Genomic DNA, 21134 nt, shown 5'->3' with positions numbered 1-21134 from the left:
TTCGAAAAACCAAGTCTTTAAAAATCCCTTTTCAAATGAAAATAAAAGAAATTCTTTCTGTTCTCGAAGAAATGGCACCTCTAGCCTATGCCGAGGATTTTGACAACGTTGGTCTATTAGTTGGTGACCAAAATGCAGAGGCTACAGGCGTTTTAGTTTGTCATGATGCTTTAGAAAATGTCATCGCCGAAGCCATTGACAAGAATTGTAATTTGGTGGTTTGCTTCCACCCTATTTTATTTTCGGGTTTAAAGAAAATAACGGGCAAGAACTATGTAGAACGGGCGATTATTAAAGCCATAAAAAATGATATTGCCATCTATGCCGTTCATACTGCATTAGACAATCATCAGGATGGAGTCAATAAAATATTTTGTGATGCCCTGGGATTGAAAAAAACAAAAGTATTGATTCCGAAACCGAATTTTATTCGAAAATTAATTACCTACACCATTCCTGAAAATGCCGAGAAGGTTCGCAATGCACTATTTGATGCCGGAGCCGGAAACATTGGCAATTATGAAGATTGCAGTTTCAATTCAAAAGGAATTGGAACTTATATGGGCAACGAACACAGCAATCCCGAAATAGGTGAACGCTTTGAATTTGTAGAAAGCGAAGAAATAAAAATCGAAGTCACTTTCGAGAAATATTTGGAACCCAAAATCCTAAAAGCACTTTTTAAAAACCATGTTTACGAAGAAGTGGCTTATGAAATCTATGATTTGCAAAATCCACATCAAAATATCGGTTTGGGAATGATCGGTGAATTTGAAAATCCGATGGATGAAAAAGACTTTCTGGCCTTAGTAAAAAACAAAATGCAAGCCGATGGAATCCGTCATTCGGCATTTTTAGGGAAATCCATAAAAAAAGTTGCCGTCTTGGGAGGCTCGGGAAGTTTTGCCATAAAAAACGCTATTCAGTCCGGTGCCGATGCTTTTTTAACAGCCGATTTGAAATACCATCAGTTTTATGAAGCCGAAAATAGCTTACTTTTAGCCGATATTGGACATTTTGAGAGTGAACGCTATACAAAAAATTATATTGTTGATTTTCTTAGGAAAAAAATCCTTAATTTTGCCATCATTTTATCAGAAGAAAATACAAATCCAGTTAAGTACTTATAGAATATGACTAATACAAAAGAATTAAGTGTAGAGGACAAGTTAAGAGCCATTTACGATTTACAATTGATTGACTCTAGAATTGACGAAATTAGAAACGTTAGAGGGGAACTTCCTCTTGAAGTGGAAGATTTAGAAGATGAAGTTGCTGGTTTAAGCACACGTTCTGAGAAATTGAAAAGTGAACTTGAAGTTATCGAAGAGCAAATAAAAGCTAAAAAGAATAGTATTGATGAGCACAAAGAAACCATCAAAAAATATACTAAACAACAAGAAAGCGTTCGTAACAATCGTGAATTCAACTCTTTGACTAAAGAAATCGAATTCCAGGAACTTGAAATTCAATTAGCCGAAAAACAGGTGAAAGAAATGAAAGCTTCTATCGAACATAAAAAAGAAGTTATTGCTCAGTCTAAAGAAAAATTAGAACTGAAATCAAATCACTTAAAGCATAAAAAATTAGAGTTAAACGACATCATGGCAGAAACTGCTAAAGAAGAAGAATTTTTAACTCAAAAATCGGCTGAATTTCAAGAGCAAATCGAAGACAGATTATTAGCCGCTTACCACAGAATTCGTTCTAGTGTTCGTAACGGATTAGCTGTTGTTTCTATCGAAAGAGGAGCTTCTGCAGGATCATTCTTCACTATTCCACCACAAACACAGGTTGAAATTGCTTCCCGAAAGAAAATCATCATCGATGAGCATTCAGGAAGAATTTTAGTTGACAGCAGTTTAGCTGAAGAAGAAAAAGAAAAAATGGAAAACTTGTTTGCAAGTATCTAAATAAAAAAAATCCCGTCTCGAAAATAGACGGGATTTTTTTTGCATTCAAAAATTAAGATTGACTAATTCAAAAAATCGTATGTAACTTTTCGATACGTTCTTTAGAATTTACTTTTTTAGCTGTAAACTCGGTACTATTATAATGTTCAACATTACCGTTATATTCCATAGAAAAATCAACATTCTCCTGAGTTGATGTCAGTTTACCGTTAGTATAATTACTGGCTGTACCTTTTCCAGAGAAATTCACTTTGTAAGTTTTAGCATTTTCAGTTACAGTAAAAACACCTTCTGTAGGCTTAATACTAATACCATTGGCAACCATCAAACCTTTATCTGTCGATGTAATATTGATACCTAATAAGGATTGTCCCCATTGCGTATAAGTATTGGGTAAAGCTGACGAATAATTTCCCAAACTGTAATTTCCTTTAGCTAATTTTTTCTCTTGAGAAGAAAACAATTCAAAATACACCGCAGCAGCAGCATTGCTATTTCCTGAAAGCGTTTCGGAACGGGCTGAAAAATCGATATTATAGGAATCTCCTTTTTTACCATAATTTTCCAAATACGCTTGTGCCAAAGCAACGGTTTGATCTCCTATTTTAAGAAAACCTTGATTGTTGGTATTTTGGTTATTCACTTCATCATTTGAACATGAAATGAATAAACTAGCAAAAACCAACGAAAATAATTTGATTATAGTATTCATAATTATTACGTTTTAATTGTGTTTAGTTTCAAAAAAGCAGGAGGCAAAGCCCATGAGTTTTACCTCCTTATTTTAAAACTTATTTAATAATAATTTTGGTTGTCAAACCTGATTTTGCACTTTGAATCAGATAATAACCCGTAGGTAAATCACTTACCGAAATTTCGGTTTCAAGACTGCTGGTATTAATTTGTTTTACAACAACACCCGTTGCCGAAACAATATTCACAGTATCATTTTCAAGTGATGATTTTAAGGTCACACTATGTTTAGCTACCGACGGATAAGCATAAAACGCCTCTAATTTTTTCCAACGGGCATAAACCGTAGTATTTTGGGACTGCGAAACATCAAAAGATGTAATTTCATCTGAATATGCCGCATCCGAATACCAACCCATAAATCGATACCCTCTACACTGTGCTTCCAATAAGTGATAAACAGTACCAATCGATACCGTTTTAGCATTTGGATTGATTACCAATTTAGGCAGGTTTAAATACGAAATGGTATAAGTTGTAGGTGTGTTTACAATAGGTTTATTATTACCTCCTTCGCCCCAAAAAGCATAAAACACCTGAGTTCCTGTTGCCGTTGAAGGAATTGACTTAATTACATTAGGCACAGTAGCTGAATTTGACCAACCAAAAAACACATAACCATCTAACAGAGGAGTTGGCAATACTGTTGTGCTTCCTTCTCTATATTCTAAAGGAGAAAGTGTTGTAATTGTTTGTCCATCAATTGCATTCATAAAGCTAATTGGCGAAAAAGTAGCCGTTGCTTTTAGCCATCTAGGATCTCCTAGGGCAACTCCTCCTATTCCTGCTGTAGCCAAAGGTGAAAATTTAGAAAAACTAAAATCCCCAGCTGCCGGATTTGGAAACGAAAGCATTGGCATAGCTAAACCACTTAGTGTTTTAACATTAGTTTCCGCCACCGAAACCGTTCCCTTTACCGACTGAGATACAACTCCTAACACAAGATTATTATCTAAAACTGTAGTTCCTGCACCGGCAACATTAGTAGAACGGAACATGAAAATGGCTTTAGGATTTTCTCGTACATCCTGCATGATGTTGTTTTTAAAAGTAAAGCTTGAAGCACTACTATAACGATTATCAACTGTCACAAAAGCATTGTTATCCTGACTACCAATATTGAAAATGGTGTTATTCTCAACCGTAACTTTGATAGCTTGATCTATCGCATCTTTATTTTGAAGAAGAATAAAATGATTCCCTTTATCAAAATTATAAATGGTCGAATTTTTAACTGCAACCTCGGTAACAATACGCAAATCGGGTTGAATAAAATTATACCCGTTAACTGATGTTCCATCGATAATACAATTATCAAATGAAATTTTAGAAATTGGATGTTCACTAACTCCTTCAGTAACTAATAAACTTTGTTTAACCCCTTTGATTGTTGCATTTTTAATTTCTATAGCCGAAATAGAAGCTCCATTTTTCAATTGGATAAGATTAGCATTGGCATTTGATAAATCAAAATCAACACCATTAAAATCAAAGCTACCAGAATTTACCGCTGTATTATCAGCATAAAAAGAAGCTGCAAAAACTGGTTTTGCATTCGCATCAGGAACAAATCTATATTTATGGTTTTTAACTGAAAGCGCATTAGGAGCTGTATAAGTACCTGTTGCCATAATAAACTTGGTACCGTCTTCGGCTTTATTGTATTTTTCAATAAAATCCTGAGGATTTACATAAACATCCAGACTACCATTTTGGTTAGTTGTAATGTGATTTACAATGCTGTTGATATAAACTTCTATATTAGTATATCCTCCATCAAGTGTCTTCAAATTACCATCAGTAGCATTTGCAGGATTCAAACCTTTCTCTGTTTCCCAAGTATTTGGCATACCGTCACCATCAGTATCAACTGGTGCTTCAGCAGTAGGCAATTCTGGCCATCCACCGGCAGCAGTTTGGGTATCAATATACCCATTTGTACTTCCGTTACCACCATTCATAATAGTTGCAGTACCAGATCGTGTATCATCAATCGCTCTTTTATCGACTGCATCTCTATATAAACTTGCACCTACATGATCTAAAACCAGCTCATACGCTTTTGTTGCACTGTGAGTAGTTATCTCTCCTGGATTGTGAGGCACATCAATTTTGAATGCTTTTTTATCTGCATCACTAACAGGAAGCTGACTACCATGAAACTGATTATAAACACCATAAGTCCAGTTATCTTGTGTTGTTCGTGGTGAACCATTTACAAAATTTCCATCAACATAGAATTTACCCCAAATTCCGTAAAGTGGTGATGTAGAATCTAAACTTCTTCCTGTTGACAAAATACGTTCTTTAGTAGAATTAGAAGTTCCTGGTCCTGGTTTCCAATAATTATTTACCAAATTCACATTCATAGCGTCTCCACCGTAACAGCTGTTACCTCCCCAATTGTAAATAACGTTATTACGGATATCAACCAAATCAGTTAAGGCAAAAGGATCATTAGCATATTCACCTAATCTTGGGTTACGGCTATCATGATGTGCTAACAAATTATGATGAAAGGAAGCATTTTTACCTCCCCAAACACCGCCATAACCATGAGCTCCTTTACCATGAACCGAATTTCGAAGACTCTCTGAAATAACACACCATTGCAATGTGAAATTTTCATTTTGATAAAAAGAAACACATTCATCCGTTGACCAGCTCATAGAGCAGTGATCCACTATAATGTTTTTCTGGAAACGTCCTCCCAAAGCATCATTCTCCACATTTTTAGCATCTCCCATTCTAAAGCGTAAATAACGAAGAATAACATTATCACCTCTTACTTTTACATTATAATCTCTCAGGGTAATCCCACCACCAGGTGCCGTTTGACCCGCAATAGTAATATTATCAGTTATATTTAATTCACTTTCTAATTTAATAGTTCCCGATACTTTAAACATAACAATTCTAGGCCCACTTTGATTGATGGCATCACGAAGAGAACCTGCTCCTGAATCATTCAAATTGGTAACATAAATTACTTTACCGCCACGACCACCAGTTACATATTTACCATAACCTTCGGCTCCAGGAAAAGCTGGAGTTCCTTTATCATTTGCTCCTGCTGTTCCCCAAAAAGCATAAAAAGTTTGTGCCCCTTTAGTAGTTGATGCAATTTCTTTTATCGAATTAGGTACTGTGGCAGAGGTTGACCATCCATAGAAAGTATATCCTTGCATACTTGGAATAGGCAATGTTAATACTGTTCCTTCGGTATATTCTTTCGGAGTTACATTTGTTAATGCCACACCACCTATTGAATTCATATAAGTTATCCCTGATTTAATAATAGGATCTGGCTGATTATTACCATTAACACCCCAAAACGCATACAACACTTGATTGCCCGTTGCAGTAGCACTAATTTCTTTCATCGAATTTGGCACTGTTGCAGAAGTTGACCATCCAAAAAAAGTATAACCCTGTAAAGATGGTATAGGCAATGTTAGTGCTGTACCTTCGGTATATTGTATTGGAGTCAAATTAGATATCGCTATATTTCCAATAGAATTATTATAAGTTATCGAAGAAGTTACTACTCCTCCCACAGTTACAGTACTCACCTTACTCAAACCTCCGTAAGCATTAGCCGACTGTACTGTATATTCATGAGTACCACTAGCTGTTGCTGTATCTACATAAGTAGGATTGGTTGTAATAGCGACCACTTTACCATCTTTGCAAATTACATAACAAATAGCATATTGATTCGCATCCCAATTAAGAGTATTATTACTGATAACCAAATTAGCCGGAGCTGCAATTTGTTCGACTATTTCAAGAGGATTCCATTTATCAGTTCCGCTTAATACATTTTCTATTGTATAAGCATCCGCCTGCTCCTTAGTTAATACCGGATTGTAATTTCCTGTTTGAGGAACTCCGTTTACATTAAAAATATTGGTTCTGTTATCGGTATTTACTTTAACTCCACTCCCGTTAACGCTATTGTATTCGGCAAAAAGTGCTGGTACAGTTCCCATAGAAGCCCAACCCTGAGTATGAGGTTCGTTCAGCATTTTGGTATTCAAATACACCGCTCTGGGTGCATTTTGCCAAGGGCGACCTAAATAATAACTTCCAGTAGCCGTAATAGTGTTGTTATTAAAAATATAACCATACTGAACATTGGCATCATGATTTGGTGCTACAAGATAGCCATCTGCAACCGAAACTAATTTACATTCCTCAAACCAGTGAGTTCCGCCTCCGCAAATAAAATCCACATCGCCTTCGATGGTCGATTTATAATAAAAACTTCTGTTACCTCCTGTTACCTGGGTATCCTGCTTACTTCTCAGTCTCACTCCGTTATAAACGTTTCTGTCTCCTGCAGGATTTAATGCAGGTCGCTGACCAGATGTTGTGATTCCGTCTTTGTGCTCAATGGTTACATTCTCCATGTATAAATCATTGGCTTCAATTGAAAGTACGGCATTTTTAATACCCCAACCCGGATTTCCCTGAAGAATAACCTTATCCTTTGATTGCGCAATTAAAGAAACATTATTTTTTCCCGAAGGAAGTTGCAAAACGATTCCTTGCGGATTGGTACCATCACCACCCAAATTATAAGTCCCATTGGTAATCAATACAAGAAATTTTGTTGAAGAATTAGAAGGTGCTTTATTAAATGCTTCGGCTATGGTTTTCACATATTTTCCCGAAGTAACTTGCTCATCGGTTGCATTAGCATCCACAACCAAATCAAAAGTACGCTTAGCAGGAATTGGTTTTGCCATTGTTGTGAAAGTCAACTCAAATGCGGCAGCATTATTACCCGAAATATCTTTAATGTATCCTGCCGGAAAACTGAAAGTATATTGTTTATTATATTCCAATCCAAAATAACTGAATTTCACCGTTTTGTTTACAAACTCAGCATTTAGATTTTTACCGTTAAGAGTGGCTTGTCCTGCGCCAAATTGAACTGATTCATCATAAGTCAATATAATATTACCGCTCGCTCCTGCAGATGTAGCTGCAGCTGCCGGAATACTCGATTGAAGAATAGGTGCGGTTGTATCAACAACTAAAACTTCATCCGCTTTAACCATCACATTAGATAAAACTGTAGCAGTTACATCAGTTGCGCTTCCGTGTTTTGTACCATTTACATTAGGAAACCATCTGATATAAACTTTTTCTTTTCCTTCGGCTTCAACTGGTAATAATCCTCCAATAGGCGTAATCGAACTGGTATTAATAGTTGTTAAACTAGAAATATTTTGAAAGTTTACACCATCTAATGAATATTGAAAAGTCCATTCGTCACAGCCGTAATAATACCCAATAAGCCCTGATGAAATATTAATGTTTTTGTATCCAACTGTCGAGAAAGAAGTCATAAAATAGAAAAACTGTCCTCTGGTAGTATTCCATACACCTACTCCATTTGCTCCTCCCCGATTTAATAGTCGAATGTTTGGTGTAAAAACATTGTCAGCAATATTATAGGCAAACAACTGTGGTCTGTTTTCTACTTTAGAATACAATTCGGCAACTCTAGGGTTAGCATATTGATCGTTCTTAAAAGTCCAGCCGGCTATGAACGATACATTGTCAAAAGTTCCTATAACATTCGTATCATTATTTATAGTCACAGCAGTACTTAGTGCTGTAGATCCATTAGACCAATTATTGAATTTTATAACATCATTTTCAATTGCCGTTATCGTAACATTCGTTCCTTTTTCGTAAACCGAAAAAGCACCATCTTTACCTGCGGGTACAATAGAAAATTCACCTAGACCATAGGCTCCTTGAGAACTTGCTGTTAGAGTGTATGTTTCAATTGTTTCGTACTCCGCCACCAATGTAGTATTGGCATTAATTGTAAATGTATAAGGGTTTGCTGTTGAAACTAAGGCTCCATTAGCATCTACCCATCGTGTAAATTTATATCCGAAATTTTTATTAGCTGTCAATGTAACTTCCGTTCCCTGATTAAGTGTAGTTCCGGCTGGATTAGCACTAATAGTTCCCGCAGCTGCAGGAGCTATCGAAGTTGTTAAAGTATAAGTAACTGCATTAGGATTATTCGTTACTTTTTCAAAATAATCTAAATTGAATAAATATCCTGTATTTGTTGGGTGTTTAAAAACAAGATATAAATCATGCGTCCCTGTTGTGGGTGTAAGTGCTGCTGAGAAAATTTTATAATCAGACCAGCCCGTACTTCCGGAGACTGTTGCGGTACCAATTAAAGTACCATCGGCGGCATCTAACCGATATTCTATAGTACCTCCTGTAGTTCCTGAAGCTTTTGCATCAAAACGAATGTCATATTCACTAAATACATGGGCTGTAAATTTAATCCAAGTATTATTTTTAATGTAACCTACATTTCCCGTACCTGAAAGAGTTGCATTCGTTTCTGCTCTTGCTCCCGAAGCGGTATTAAAAGTTTCTGCTTCAATTCGCTGAATTGTCTGCGAAAATCCCATTGCTGAAAAGAGTAACAGCAATAGAAACATAAAGTATTTTTTTTTCATTTTTTGGTTTAGTTTAGTTAAATAGTTTATTATCATCTCCTTAATTCAAAATTTCAATCATTTCAAATCAATTCTGAAGGTTCATTAACTTGATTCAAGAATTCTTTTATTTCATATTTTTTTCAGATTTAAGTGTTAGTATTTTTTGATTATAAAAAACCTTCTAAAAGCAATCCGACCGGAATGTTTTATTGGATTATTTTTACCTGACTTTTAACTGATTCTGTTAATTTCACCTTATCAAAAACTATTTTCTTAGTATTTGATTGCAACGAAATCGCTTTTGTTTCGGCACCTCCCACCCAGAACAATTGGTTTTCTCCGGCAGCTTTAAAACTTTCAACAGTTACATTTTGACTATTAGAAAGACTTGCAGCTATACCCGGTTTGTCCAGTCTTAAATCAATATTTTGAAAATCAATTTTATTGGCATAATTCATTTGGATACCCAAATCCGAGCGAATAATCATATTTGTAAATTGAAGATTTTCAACAGGCATTTCGGGAATTCCCATAATTTTCAAAGCTTGTTTGGCTCCGTTGACATAAATATTTTTGAAATACATATTTCTAAATGCAGGAGTTGTTTCTGAAACCGGCATTTTAGCAACAGTTACTTCGCCTGTTTGTGGATCTTCTTTAATCGCTTTTTCAAAATAGTACAGGTTAAAATTGATGGCATCAGTAGGGATATTGTTCATTCGGATATCTTCCATCCAAATATTTTCAACCACACCACCACGACCTCGGACAGATTTAAAACGCAAACCACAATCGGTACCATTAAACGTTAGGTTTTTAGCAAATATATTTTTAACACCGCCCGACATTTCGCTACCAATGGTGAAACCTCCATGAGCGTGATACACCACACAGTCGGTAATAACAAATAATTCGGTTGGTTTTCCTCTATCACGTCCTTCTTTGTCTTTTCCTGATTTGATACAGATTGCATCGTCACCCACATCAAAACGACAATTGCTTACTGTACCTATCCGGCAGGATTCTATATCCAGTCCGTCTCCGTTTTGAGAATACCATGGATTACGGATTGTTAAATTTCTTAAAGTCAAATGTTCGCATAGCAACGGATTGACATTCCAGGCTGGAGAATTTTGAAAAGTAACTCCGTCCAACAGTAGTTTTTTGCAATTCACTAAACTTATCATCACCGGACGAAGCGCCTGCTTGTAAGGTTCCATATTTTCAGCCGTAGCAATTTTTGGAAGTTTATCTTTTTCTTCATTGCCAATTAATGCTCCCTGAGAAGGATACCAAATTTTACCATCCTTAGACAAAACGCCTCCTGATTTAATTAATTCCTGCCATTGTCCAGCGGTCATTTTACCAATTTTAACCGGACGCCAAGCCGAACCATTTCCGTCAAAAATTCCTTCTCCTGTTATGGCAATATTTTCTAAGTCCATTCCCATGATAGGTGACTCACAGCGAAGTACCTTGTTTCCTTCAAAATAAGATTCTATCAGTTTGTATTGATTTAAATCGCTGGTAAAGGATACAAAAGCACCGTTTTTAGTATGCAGATTAACGTTACTTTTCATTTTTATTGGACCTGTAGTCCACAATCCAGCAGGAATAACAACTACTCCTCCACCGGACTCAGAACATTTTGTAATTGCCGCATTAATTGCTTTGGTACAAAGTTCCTCGGTATTTGGAATCGCTCCAAAATCGACAATATTCAAAGTATCAGCTTTAAATATTGGAATCTGCACCTCTGGCATTTTGAAAGGAAGATTACTTTTTACAGCTGGCTTATTTTGAGCAAAAATTATATTACTACAAGAAATAGCTGAGAACATTAGCGCAGCAATAAGAAAGTTTGTTTTAATTTTTATCATCATTAATCTCTATTTTACTTTTTATGACTATCCGTTTCTTATACCAATTATTGAGAATGGTACACAGACGAAACTGATTTTAACGGATTATCACAGATTGTGATTTACCAAAGAGCTATGAAAAATCCGTTTTTATCTGTTCAATCAGTGTCACCTGCCTGTCGGCAGACAGGTCTGTGTCCTATTTTTTTATTTAGTCCGCTAAGCGGACAGTCATTTTTATTTTTTGTCTAAAATCCGTTGTAATTCAATCCCTGCCATAATAAATGGTCCAACCGCTTTAGCATCATCGTTCCTGATAGGTTCTGAAATATAATATTCGAATGAGCCGTCACGATCTTGAGGATTTTTTCCTCCTAAACCTGCAACAGCACAACATTTTGTTATCGAAATAGTATTATCGGGATTTTCTTTTATGAATTGTTTCAGAATTCCGTTAAAACCTTTTTTAGCTGATTTCAGATAAGCTTTACCCACATATCCATTCCGATATGCTTTGGCAAACGAATAGACAAACATCGTTGAACAGGTTGATTCCAGATAATTGCCTTTACGCCCTGGTAAATCCATCACCTGCCACCAAACTCCGGAATCTTTCTCCTGAGCTTTGAGAACAGCCGTGAATACTTTTTGAACAATTTGTATCAGCTCCTCGCGTTTTGGATGATTTTTTGGAACAAAATCTAAAATATCTACTAAAGCCATGCAATACCAACCTTGAGCGCGTCCCCATACGTGAGAAGATTGACCGGTTTGTTTGTTCGCCCAAAACTGTTCCCGCTTTTCATCATAACCATGAAAATTCAATCCTGTTTTTGAATCAAAAGTGTGTTTCTGAATCAATTCTACCTGTAAAATAACATCATCAATTGCTTTTGGGGCATTGAAAACCGCTCCATATTCTGCCGAAAAAGGATCAGCCATATAAACACCGTCCAACCACATTTGCCACGGATAAGATTTCTTATGCCAATAACCGCCGTCTGAATTTCTTGGATGGGTTTCCAACTGTTTGTGGAGTACATCCATCGCTATTTTATAGCGTTTATCGTCTGTTTTCTTATAAATTTCAAAAAGTATCTTTCCAGAATTTATTAAATCCAGACTATACTTTTCCAGTTCATAACCTCCCAATATTTTTCCTTCCTTATCAATCAGTTGCTCAACATAAGCAAGGGAGTAATCCCAGTATTTTTGCCCTTTGGTATAATCATATAGTTTTTGATTCGCAAGCGTAACCAATCCGTTGGTGTAATTCCATTTAGGAAATTTTACCCCATCCAGAAATACCGGATTCGGAGTACGTTTTTGGTCAGAATCGGCCATTTTTTTAGACCATTCAATCGGCGAAACTCCTTCAAAATCACTTTTAACTTTTGATTGTCCAAATGAGATCCAATGGCAAACCAGCAAAGAGAAAATGTAATATTTGATTTTATTTTTCATAGCCATGTTTATTTTTTAGTGGTCAACTTATTTATTGTTTTGCAATTGCAAATTTGTTGACAATGCTATTTTCTTAACATCATTATTACTTTCTACCCTAAACCAATCGTAATCGGCATAACTGCTATCATTAACAGCCTTAGTGCCCGTTGCAAACAATCCGATTTTTGCTCCTACCCAACGACCTGCACGTGGCGTGAATGCTTTTCCAAATACTTTAAAACTCTTACCATCAGTACTATAATAAAAAGTAACTTTTGCATCAAAAGGTTCAATGTTTTGCACCATCTCCACCTTAGTTCGGAAATAGATGTTTTTTTGATCAATAGCTATAGATGCGATTTCAGTCTCCAAATCCTTAGAAGTACGAGCATCTTTAAGTGTGCGTTGTACTAATTTCAATTTACCTTCTTTGTCTTGCTCAATAGCGATGTATGAATAGTCTTCACCAAAAACGATCAAACCAGTACTGCATTCTCCTGCATCGGGATTATGTTCAAAAGTAAGTTTGGCAGTAGCTGTAAAATTATCAGCAGGAAATTTTTGCAATAAAAGATTAGGCATCATCCACATGGTTTTCATTTCTTCCGGACGTGGAATACAATTTAGGCGCATGAATCCCAAATTGGCTGATAACCATCCCCACTGCTCACTAGGATTTTGATTGGCTTGCCATTGCCACTGTAATCCAAATTGATGACCATTGAATTCATCCGAAGAAACTAACGGCGTTGCAGGGTAATTTTTCCCTACATTGGGTTTTGTCCATTCCATTATTGGTTCTCCAATTCCATCTTTGTTAGTATCTTTCCCCATAATTGGCCAACCTTCTTTCCAGGTAACAGGTTGTAAATTAACAATACGCCCATAAGCCCAACGATCCTGAAAATGTATAAACCATCCTTCTCCATTAGGAGTTTCAACATAACCTCCCTGATGTGGCCCGTTCATTTCGGTATCACCCTGATGCAAAACCACTCTGGACTCATAAGGCCCCCAAACATTCTTAGAACGCATTGCCAACTGCCATCCCGGTTTTACTCCTCCTGCTGGAGCCATAATCCAATAATAACCATCACGTTTGTACATTTTAGAACCTTCAACGGTAGTATGTCCATTATGTCCGTCAAAAACCATCGCCGGATTACCAATTAATTTAGTACCATCGGGAGCCAATTCAGATAACATTAAAACTGTTTTTACATTGGCACGACTACCCGCAAAAGCATAAGACAGATAGGCTTTTCCATCCTGATCCCAAAACGGACAGGTATCAATAATTCCTTTAGCCTCTTTTACCAATACCGGTTCATCCCAAATCCCCGCAGGATTTTTGGTTTTCACCATATAAATTCCAAAATCAGGATCACCCCAATAAATATAATATTCGCCTTTATGGTAGCGAATGGAAGGAGCCCAAACACCATCGCCGTGACGAACAGTTCTATAATACTCTACAGGAACCTGATTTTGCAACGCATACCCAATTAATTCCCAGTTAACCAAATCCTTTGAATGAAGAATAGGCAGTCCAGGAGAACTATTAAAACTGGAAGCAGTCATATAATAGCCATCCTCGCCTGCGCATACATCCGGATCTGAATAATCAACATGTAGAATTGGATTTTTGTACTTTCCATTTCCTAAATCGGCATTCCATACCTGAGCATTTGCTCCTAGCGTAAAAACTGTCAAACTTATGGACAGTAATAATTGTTTTAATCTCATTTTAAATGGTTTTCAGTCAAATAGGTCTAAAGAAGTATCCATTGCGGATACTCCTTTTTAAACCTATTCTATTTAGAAATTATTAATAGTTCTTTTTAAGGAAGCCATCTGGTATCTCCCACTCTATTAGTAACAATTGGAGAATTGGAATCTTTAATCATTAGATTTCCTTGAGCAGGATTCACAAATAAATCCTGAGCACTGATTCCTAATTCAGTTCCCTGAATGGCCGATGCCCCAAGTAAGAAGTCGGTAGTGGTGTAATTGTTGCCAAATGTTGTAGTCGAATTAGCCGCAATAGCCTGAACAACTCTACCGGTAGCCGAAGCCAACAACACATTTTTGAAAATCAAAGTAGATCCTACCGCAGCCGGAATATTGATCAGTGCTCTGTTATAAGCATAATCATAAATAGTAATATTTTGATATTCCAAATGAATTGGATAAGTTGATGTTCCATAATCAAATAAATGTCTGAAGTTCAATGTCAAATTAGTAGTTTGATAATGATCTCTCATAAAAGTACAATTAGAGAAAACAGCTCTTTTAATATTATCGGCTCCACCTGAAGCAATAGCAAAAGTTCCATAAGGTCCTGAATGTCCACCAACTTCATCAAGTGTACAATAACTCATTTCTAAACTTCCAATCTCTTTGTATTTCCCATTACCCTGATGTCTCCAAAAACCACGTTTAAAATGATTGAATACGCAGTTGTAGAATGTAATTTCGCCTATTGTCCATGAAGTTCCACTATTAAAGAAGTAACTGGCATCAATAGTTTGGTAAAAACGAATGTTTTCAAAAGCTAAAGCAGACAGAAAAGATCCTTCGGCAATATTCCAGTTTCCGGTCATTTCAATTTGAGGACGTTCGCCTTGAGTTCCTCCGATAAGTTTAAAGCCTTTTAATATGGTAAAAGGAGTAATTTTAAATAAAGAACCTGCTTCAAGGAAATATTCAGTCCCTTCAGGAATAGTTGGATCGGAATTATTAGCTCGCAATAAGGCATCCAGGTCAGTTCCTTTTTCCACCAAAATAGTCTCAGCCGACGGACCTGCCGAGCGGAAAGTTACCTGATTATAAGGTTTATCATAACGTCTTGTCTTATTATTGTCATAGACATTTACATTGTATAAGGTGTTTTTTTCTAAACCTGTAATTGTAGCTTCTCCACTACTGATTTCTTCAGCTGTCAGGTAGCGACCTATAGCAGGAAGTTCCTTAGCCAATGCCGGTACCACCGAAATACTATCAACCGGATTTTGAGCATCAATTGTCCAACTTACCTTAACCGATGTTTCAGAAATATTGATCTTTTCCACCCTTTGTAAAATTGGCTCAAAAGCCGGACGATCTTCGGTCAAAGCACTAGTATAAGCCCATTGTGAATTATGTGCTGCATCAGCATGATTGGCTCTAAGCCTGATATAAAACTGCGTCTTGTATGGAATATCATCCATAAAAATCTGCGTATCAGTAACTGTATATTCTTTGTATAAACTTTTATAATAGTTATCGGTATGCAATTCTACCGTATATGAATCGGCATCATTGACTTTGTACCACACTAATGCAATCGAATTACTTTCGACCAATGGGGCGGGTAATAGAAATTTGGGTTGAAATAAATCCTTTACATCACTGTAAATCAAATTATCAGCCTGACAGGATTTTAACATTCCTCCTAAAACTATAAAGCCTATGAATGATAAAATACAAATTGTAATCTTTTTAATTTTTTTCATGATCTATTCAGTTTAATAATTAAAACCATAATAATTTTGAATAGCTCCACGGTGATCTGTAATTACTTTTGACGGATATGGACATAAATAACGTACAGGGTCATTAGGCGACACACTTGAAGCATTGTTGAAATTGATGAATCCTCTGAAACTCCATTTGATGTCATTACGAGGTTCGTAAGCTGCAGTCTCACTGTTTAGTGAATACCAACTGGTTGCAAAAACCTGCTCGGTATAACCTGCCGGACGGGCTTGCAGAATTTCGTCAATACCCTGAATATCTAAAATTGTTCTGGACGCATTATTTGGATCCGGAATATTTTTCCAATAAATACTACCCGGTGCTTCGTCAATTCCCGGAACAAAGGCACCATTAGCTACACGTCCCCAGTTAATCAAAGTGTGGTATTGATTGTAAATTACCTCACCAAATTTATTCCAACGTGCCAAATCAAACTTACGCTTACTCTCTCCTCCAAATTCCCAGGCACGCTCATCCATAATGGCTTTAAAAAAAGCCTCTGAAGTTGTTTTAGAATCCACATAATTTTCTACTTTTTCTGACCAGCTTGTCTCAGTAAACGCTCTGCGACGCACACGTTTTAAGCATTCTCGAGCATCATTACGAGGGCCAAAACGCTCATTAACCGCTTCGGCATACATTAACAATACGTCAGCAAATCGCATCCAGGAATAATTTACTCCGGTTCCTTTTCCGCTGGTGCTTCCCAGAGGATCATCCATATACAATTTTGACCATTTGGCTACAGCCAAGCGAGCTAAATCCAGACGTATAACCTGATTCAAATTTTCATTGTAAGAAAAAGGCGCGCAAGTCATATCACGACGTAAATCGTCTTTATCAAAAGAATACAAATAAGTTCCGCATAAACTAAGATTTCCTGAAGCTCCTCCAAAAGGATGATTCCCTTCGGTAATTGGCACACCAATATAAAAAGCATATTCACCTGAAGAATTTTTCAACAAAGGCAAAGAGAAAAGCACATCATCATCAACAGGCGTTTCCCAATTGTTTTGTTTAATCCAAAAATCGCGATAGCTCAATTTCAAATCATGTTTTTGCTCCTGAATTACTTTTCCTAAATATTCAATCGCTATGTCATAATACAATTCATGGTTTGTTCCGCGTACCATCTGCCCAATGCTGGCAGGATTGTTAGTATCAGGACGCAAAGTCCATCCTCCACGGGTCAATGCCAATAAACCAATCAATCCCTGATTGAAACTTTTTGAAGCACGTTCTACACCATAATCCAATTCATTGGCGTATTGCATTAAAGGCTCTACCGACTTCAAATCGTCAATTAAAAATTCCAGAATTTCGTTTCTGTCTGTGACTCCTACAGCAAAATTTTCTCCTCCAGATGATGATTGCGTACGAAACACCACATCTCCCCAAATACGAATCATATCCAGATACACCATGGCACGAAGTGTTTTCACTTCGCCATACAATTGCGTTACATCGGAAGCAGTGTTTTTGCTGGCCGCCTTATACACATCCGATTTTTCGATTCCTTCGATAACATCATTAGAGAGATTAATAATTTTATACATCGAATTCCAGGTTGAATTTAATGTTGTCCAATAAGGTTTTGGCTCATAACAGGCCAAATCCGAACCGTTAACATTGACCGTATTAGTCGAAACTCCCGTCATTTCCACATCAGTATTCATATTGAAAACAAAAGCAAGACGGTTAGAATAGGCATCTTCACTCAGCATAAGCGTATAAACACCGGCTACGGCAGATTGTATCTCTTTCTCCGATTTGAAAACATCTCCCTGAGTAAAACCTGTTGCCGGCTCCACTTCCAAATAGTCTTCGCAGGCTGTAAAAACCATTACGAAACTTAACAGCAGACTTAATAATATCGTTTTATTCATATATGTAAATTTTATTCGATTAAAATGAAAACTGCGCTCCAAAAGTGTAGTTTCTTGATCTTGGATAAGCGTTATAATCAATGTTTGGTGTTAATCCTGTTTCTAAATTAACCTCAGGGTCATATCCTGAATAATTAGTCCAAACAAATAAGTTAGTACCTGTTGTATATAAACGCACTCTGTTGAATCCAATTTTTCTGGTAATTTTTTGAGGAATTGTATATCCAATACTTAGAGTATTCAATCGTAAGAAAGAACCATTTTCAATAGCATAAGACATTGCAATAGGACGACCTATTGAAGTAGGATTCCACATGGTGGCATTTTTATTGAATTCGGCTAACAACTCTGGTTGGTAACGGATTTCGTTCCCCATATCATCATAGTTTCTCCAACGATTATCTAATGAAACTTCCATTCCTAAATTGTTTTGATTGTTTTGATACCAGGAAGTCATCATGATTTTATTAGCATTGTAAACATCAAATCCAACCATGAAATTGAAGAAAGCAGTAAGATCAAAGTTTTTCCATACGGTATTCACTCCAAAACCTCCTGAAAAGTCAGGGTTAGTATCTCCAATTACCTTTCTGTCCTGATCTCCAATTACAAAAGTGTTAGGATCGGTTAAATCAATCGGAGTCAGTTTTTTGAACTTTGCATTCCCCGGACGAGGATCTCCTGAAAGATTTTTGGAATTCACTACACCTTCTTTTAATTTCCAGGTTCTGGTTTGCGAATCAAAAGATTCAAAATCATCCATAGTATAGAAGCCATCATTAACAAAACCATAAATCAAACCTTTTGTACCTCCTACATAAGCACGGTAATCATCATCATTCAGCAACTGGTTTCCCGCCCAGCCGGAACTCAAAATCCATTCTTTTTCGCCACTGGCCAGGTTGTCAATTTTGTTTTTATTATGTCCGATGTTGAATGACAAATCCAATTGCCAGTCTTTTCTCTGAACCACACTGGCGTTCATAGCAAACTCCAATCCTTTATTAGTGGTTTGTCCCACATTGGTCATAATTTTATTAAAACCTGCCACACCCGGAATATCAGATGGTACTAATAAATCTTTCACCGTATTTTTATAGAAATCAATATTTCCTGTAATACGCTCTTTAAAGAAACCAAAATCAATCCCCAGATTTCGCGTATAAGTTGTTTCCCATTTTACATTAGGATTACTTAAAAAATTGGTGTTGTAAAAATTATAATAGTAATGATCAGTCTCTCCCCATCCCACTGAACGGTTTCGGGAAACACCATAATATTTAGCATACAAATCCCCGCTAATTCTGTCATTACCGGAAACACCGTAACTCAAACGTACTTTTAAGTTAGAAACCGTTTTACTATCCTTAAGAAAATCTTCGTTTGACATTCTCCAGGCAAAAGCAGCTGCCGGGAAAACTCCCCAACGATTGCCGGGACCAAACTTTGTAGAACCATCGGTACGTGCTGTAAAAGTAGCCAGGTATTTATCATCGAAACCGTAATTTACACGCCCGAAGAAAGAAGAAATTCTATTAGGCGAACCGGCAGAAGAACCATTTTCAAAAGGAGTTCCCAAGGCTAAATTATCCAAGGCTTTAGATCCTGAAATATCCTCCGGAAAATAACGCGTTCGAAAAAACTTGCCGGCGCTTTTTTGCTCTTTCATTTCCTGCCCCGCCATCAATTGGAAATCATGAACATCTTTTAACTTAAATGAATAATTCAATACATTGTTCAACTGCCAACGCGGACTTTGGGTCATTCCCCAATATACCACCGGCTGATTGTTATTGGCATTAGCCGTACCGGTGTCAGTTCCCCAGAAACGACCGTCTTCGCTGTATTTGTACTCATAACCGTAAGAACTGCGCAGGCTTAAACCATCAATGATATGCCAGGTTAAAGCTCCGACCGTATTAAATGTTCTGGTGTTGCGTTTGCGGTAATTTTTTGCGGCCTCTTGTATAGGATTAAAACGTACGGTTACCTGATAATCCTCCGGATCAAAATAAGTATCATCCTCCGGCAAAGTCATATAATCTTCTAACCCCAGAGTAGGTGCCTGACGCAGGGCATCAAGTAAATTAACTCCATCAGTTCCCGAACCATTAATGGTTTGATTAGAAAAACGCGTCTGAAATTCGAAAGTAAATTTATCAGACAATTTAGTATTCATTATTAAGTTTAAATTGTTTTGTTTTAAACCTGTTCCTAACAAAACTCCCGGTTGATCCTGATTGATATAAGCAAATTTGTACTTTGTATTCTCATTACCGCCGTTCATACTAAAATCCATGTATTTAGCCACCGGGTTAGTTCCAAAAATTTCATCCTGCCAGTCAACTCCTTTGTTACCCTGATAGATATACAATTCATTGGCACGACCATAACGATTGAAAAAAGCTGTTGGATTTGAATTACGCTGACGTTCAAACTCATATTGTATCATCACAAATTCGTAAGGATCCATTACATCCAGACGGTTAGCCAGTGTTTTCATCTGAGCATAACTATGTATATTTATTGAAACCTTACCTGCTTTTGGTTTTTTAGTAGTTACTAAAACTACCCCATTAGCTCCACGGGCTCCATAAATAGCCGTTGATGCAGCATCTTTTAACACCTCTACCGATTCGATATCTGTAGGTGGAATATCATTTAGATTTGCCACCTCAAAACCATCTACTAAAATTAAAGGTGAATTATCCTCTGTAATAGAACCACCACCACGCACCCTAATCATTACCTCAGCACCCGGTGAACCATCTGATGAAGTAACCTGAACCCCCGGAAGTCTTCCTACCATGGCTTCGGCTACCGAAGCGGTTGGAACTTTGGCTAATTCAGAACCTTTTATACTGGCAATAGCTCCGGTTAAATTTCCACGTTTTTGTGTACCATAACCGATCACAACTACTTCATTTAACTCACTGGTAGATTCTTTCATCTGGACATCAATTCCTGATGTACGCCCTTTAAGAGGCACTGTTACATCATTCATTCCTATGAATTTAATCAATAAAACAGCGGTTTTTGGATCGCTTACTTTTATCGAAAACTTTCCGTCTATATCAGTAGCTGTATTTGCGTTTTGATTCACTACAATAACTGTTGCCGAAGGAATCACCCCCATATTATCTCGTACTACCCCTGTCACAGTTACACGTTCCTGAGCATAACTGTTCAATGCCAAAAGCAAAACAGCCCAAACGCCCACGATATGTTTTTTTATCGTCATAACTAGAATATTTTATTTAAAATTGTTTTTAA

10 protein-coding genes are annotated in these 21134 nt (G+C 36.9%); 2 read left to right on the top strand and 8 right to left on the bottom strand.

Going from position 1 to position 21134, the window contains the following annotated elements:
• The first annotated feature begins 35 nt into the window (after positions 1–35).
• Together FDM27_RS03095 and FDM27_RS03090 are read left to right on the top strand one after the other, a co-directional pair.
• Positions 36–1130, top strand: coding sequence for a Nif3-like dinuclear metal center hexameric protein (locus FDM27_RS03095; protein WP_140485132.1), 1095 nt, complete (start codon positions 36–38; stop codon positions 1128–1130).
• A gap of 3 nt (positions 1131–1133) precedes the next feature.
• Positions 1134–1913, top strand: a complete 780-nt coding sequence (locus tag FDM27_RS03090; RefSeq protein WP_071185280.1) for a zinc ribbon domain-containing protein — start codon at positions 1134–1136, stop codon at positions 1911–1913.
• Between the two features lie 67 nt (positions 1914–1980).
• On the opposite strand, the gene FDM27_RS03085 is transcribed toward FDM27_RS03090, so the two are convergent.
• The 8 genes from FDM27_RS03085 to FDM27_RS03050 all read right to left on the bottom strand — a co-directional run bounded on the left by FDM27_RS03085 (position 1981) and on the right by FDM27_RS03050 (position 21102).
• Positions 1981–2625 (bottom strand): hypothetical protein, encoded by a 645-nt coding sequence (locus FDM27_RS03085; protein WP_140485131.1) that lies wholly within the window; start codon positions 2623–2625, stop codon positions 1981–1983.
• Positions 2626–2704: 79 nt separating this feature from the next.
• Positions 2705–9169 carry a pectinesterase family protein gene (locus tag FDM27_RS03080; RefSeq protein WP_181161622.1) on the bottom strand — a complete coding sequence of 2155 codons (6465 nt, stop codon included), beginning with the start codon at positions 9167–9169 and terminating at the stop codon, positions 2705–2707.
• Between the two features lie 188 nt (positions 9170–9357).
• Positions 9358–11034: a glycoside hydrolase family 28 protein gene (locus FDM27_RS03075; RefSeq protein ID WP_255510450.1), complete on the bottom strand. Its 1677-nt coding sequence runs from the start codon at positions 11032–11034 to the stop codon at positions 9358–9360.
• Between the two features lie 216 nt (positions 11035–11250).
• On the bottom strand, positions 11251–12477 hold the full coding sequence (locus FDM27_RS03070; RefSeq protein ID WP_219846397.1) for a glycoside hydrolase family 105 protein: 1227 nt from the start codon (positions 12475–12477) through the stop codon (positions 11251–11253).
• A 27-nt stretch (positions 12478–12504) separates the two neighbouring features.
• Positions 12505–14205 (bottom strand): glycoside hydrolase 43 family protein, encoded by a 1701-nt coding sequence (locus tag FDM27_RS03065; protein ID WP_140485129.1) that lies wholly within the window; start codon positions 14203–14205, stop codon positions 12505–12507.
• 95 nt (positions 14206–14300) lie between these two features.
• A complete protein-coding gene (locus FDM27_RS03060; RefSeq protein WP_083382114.1) occupies positions 14301–15953 on the bottom strand; it encodes a DUF5123 domain-containing protein in 1653 nt (550 codons plus the stop codon).
• Between the two features lie 12 nt (positions 15954–15965).
• Positions 15966–17861: a RagB/SusD family nutrient uptake outer membrane protein gene (locus tag FDM27_RS03055; RefSeq protein ID WP_071185275.1), complete on the bottom strand. Its 1896-nt coding sequence runs from the start codon at positions 17859–17861 to the stop codon at positions 15966–15968.
• Between the two features lie 19 nt (positions 17862–17880).
• Positions 17881–21102, bottom strand: a complete 3222-nt coding sequence (locus FDM27_RS03050; protein WP_198033417.1) for a SusC/RagA family TonB-linked outer membrane protein — start codon at positions 21100–21102, stop codon at positions 17881–17883.
• Positions 21103–21134: the final 32 nt, after the last annotated feature.

Origin of the sequence: Flavobacterium sp. GSA192 (assembly GCF_006386525.1) — a bacterium.
Classification (GTDB): Bacteria; Bacteroidota; Bacteroidia; order Flavobacteriales; family Flavobacteriaceae; genus Flavobacterium; species Flavobacterium commune.
Note: the sequence above shows the minus strand (reverse complement) of the source record. Positions and strands in the feature narration are given on the sequence as shown.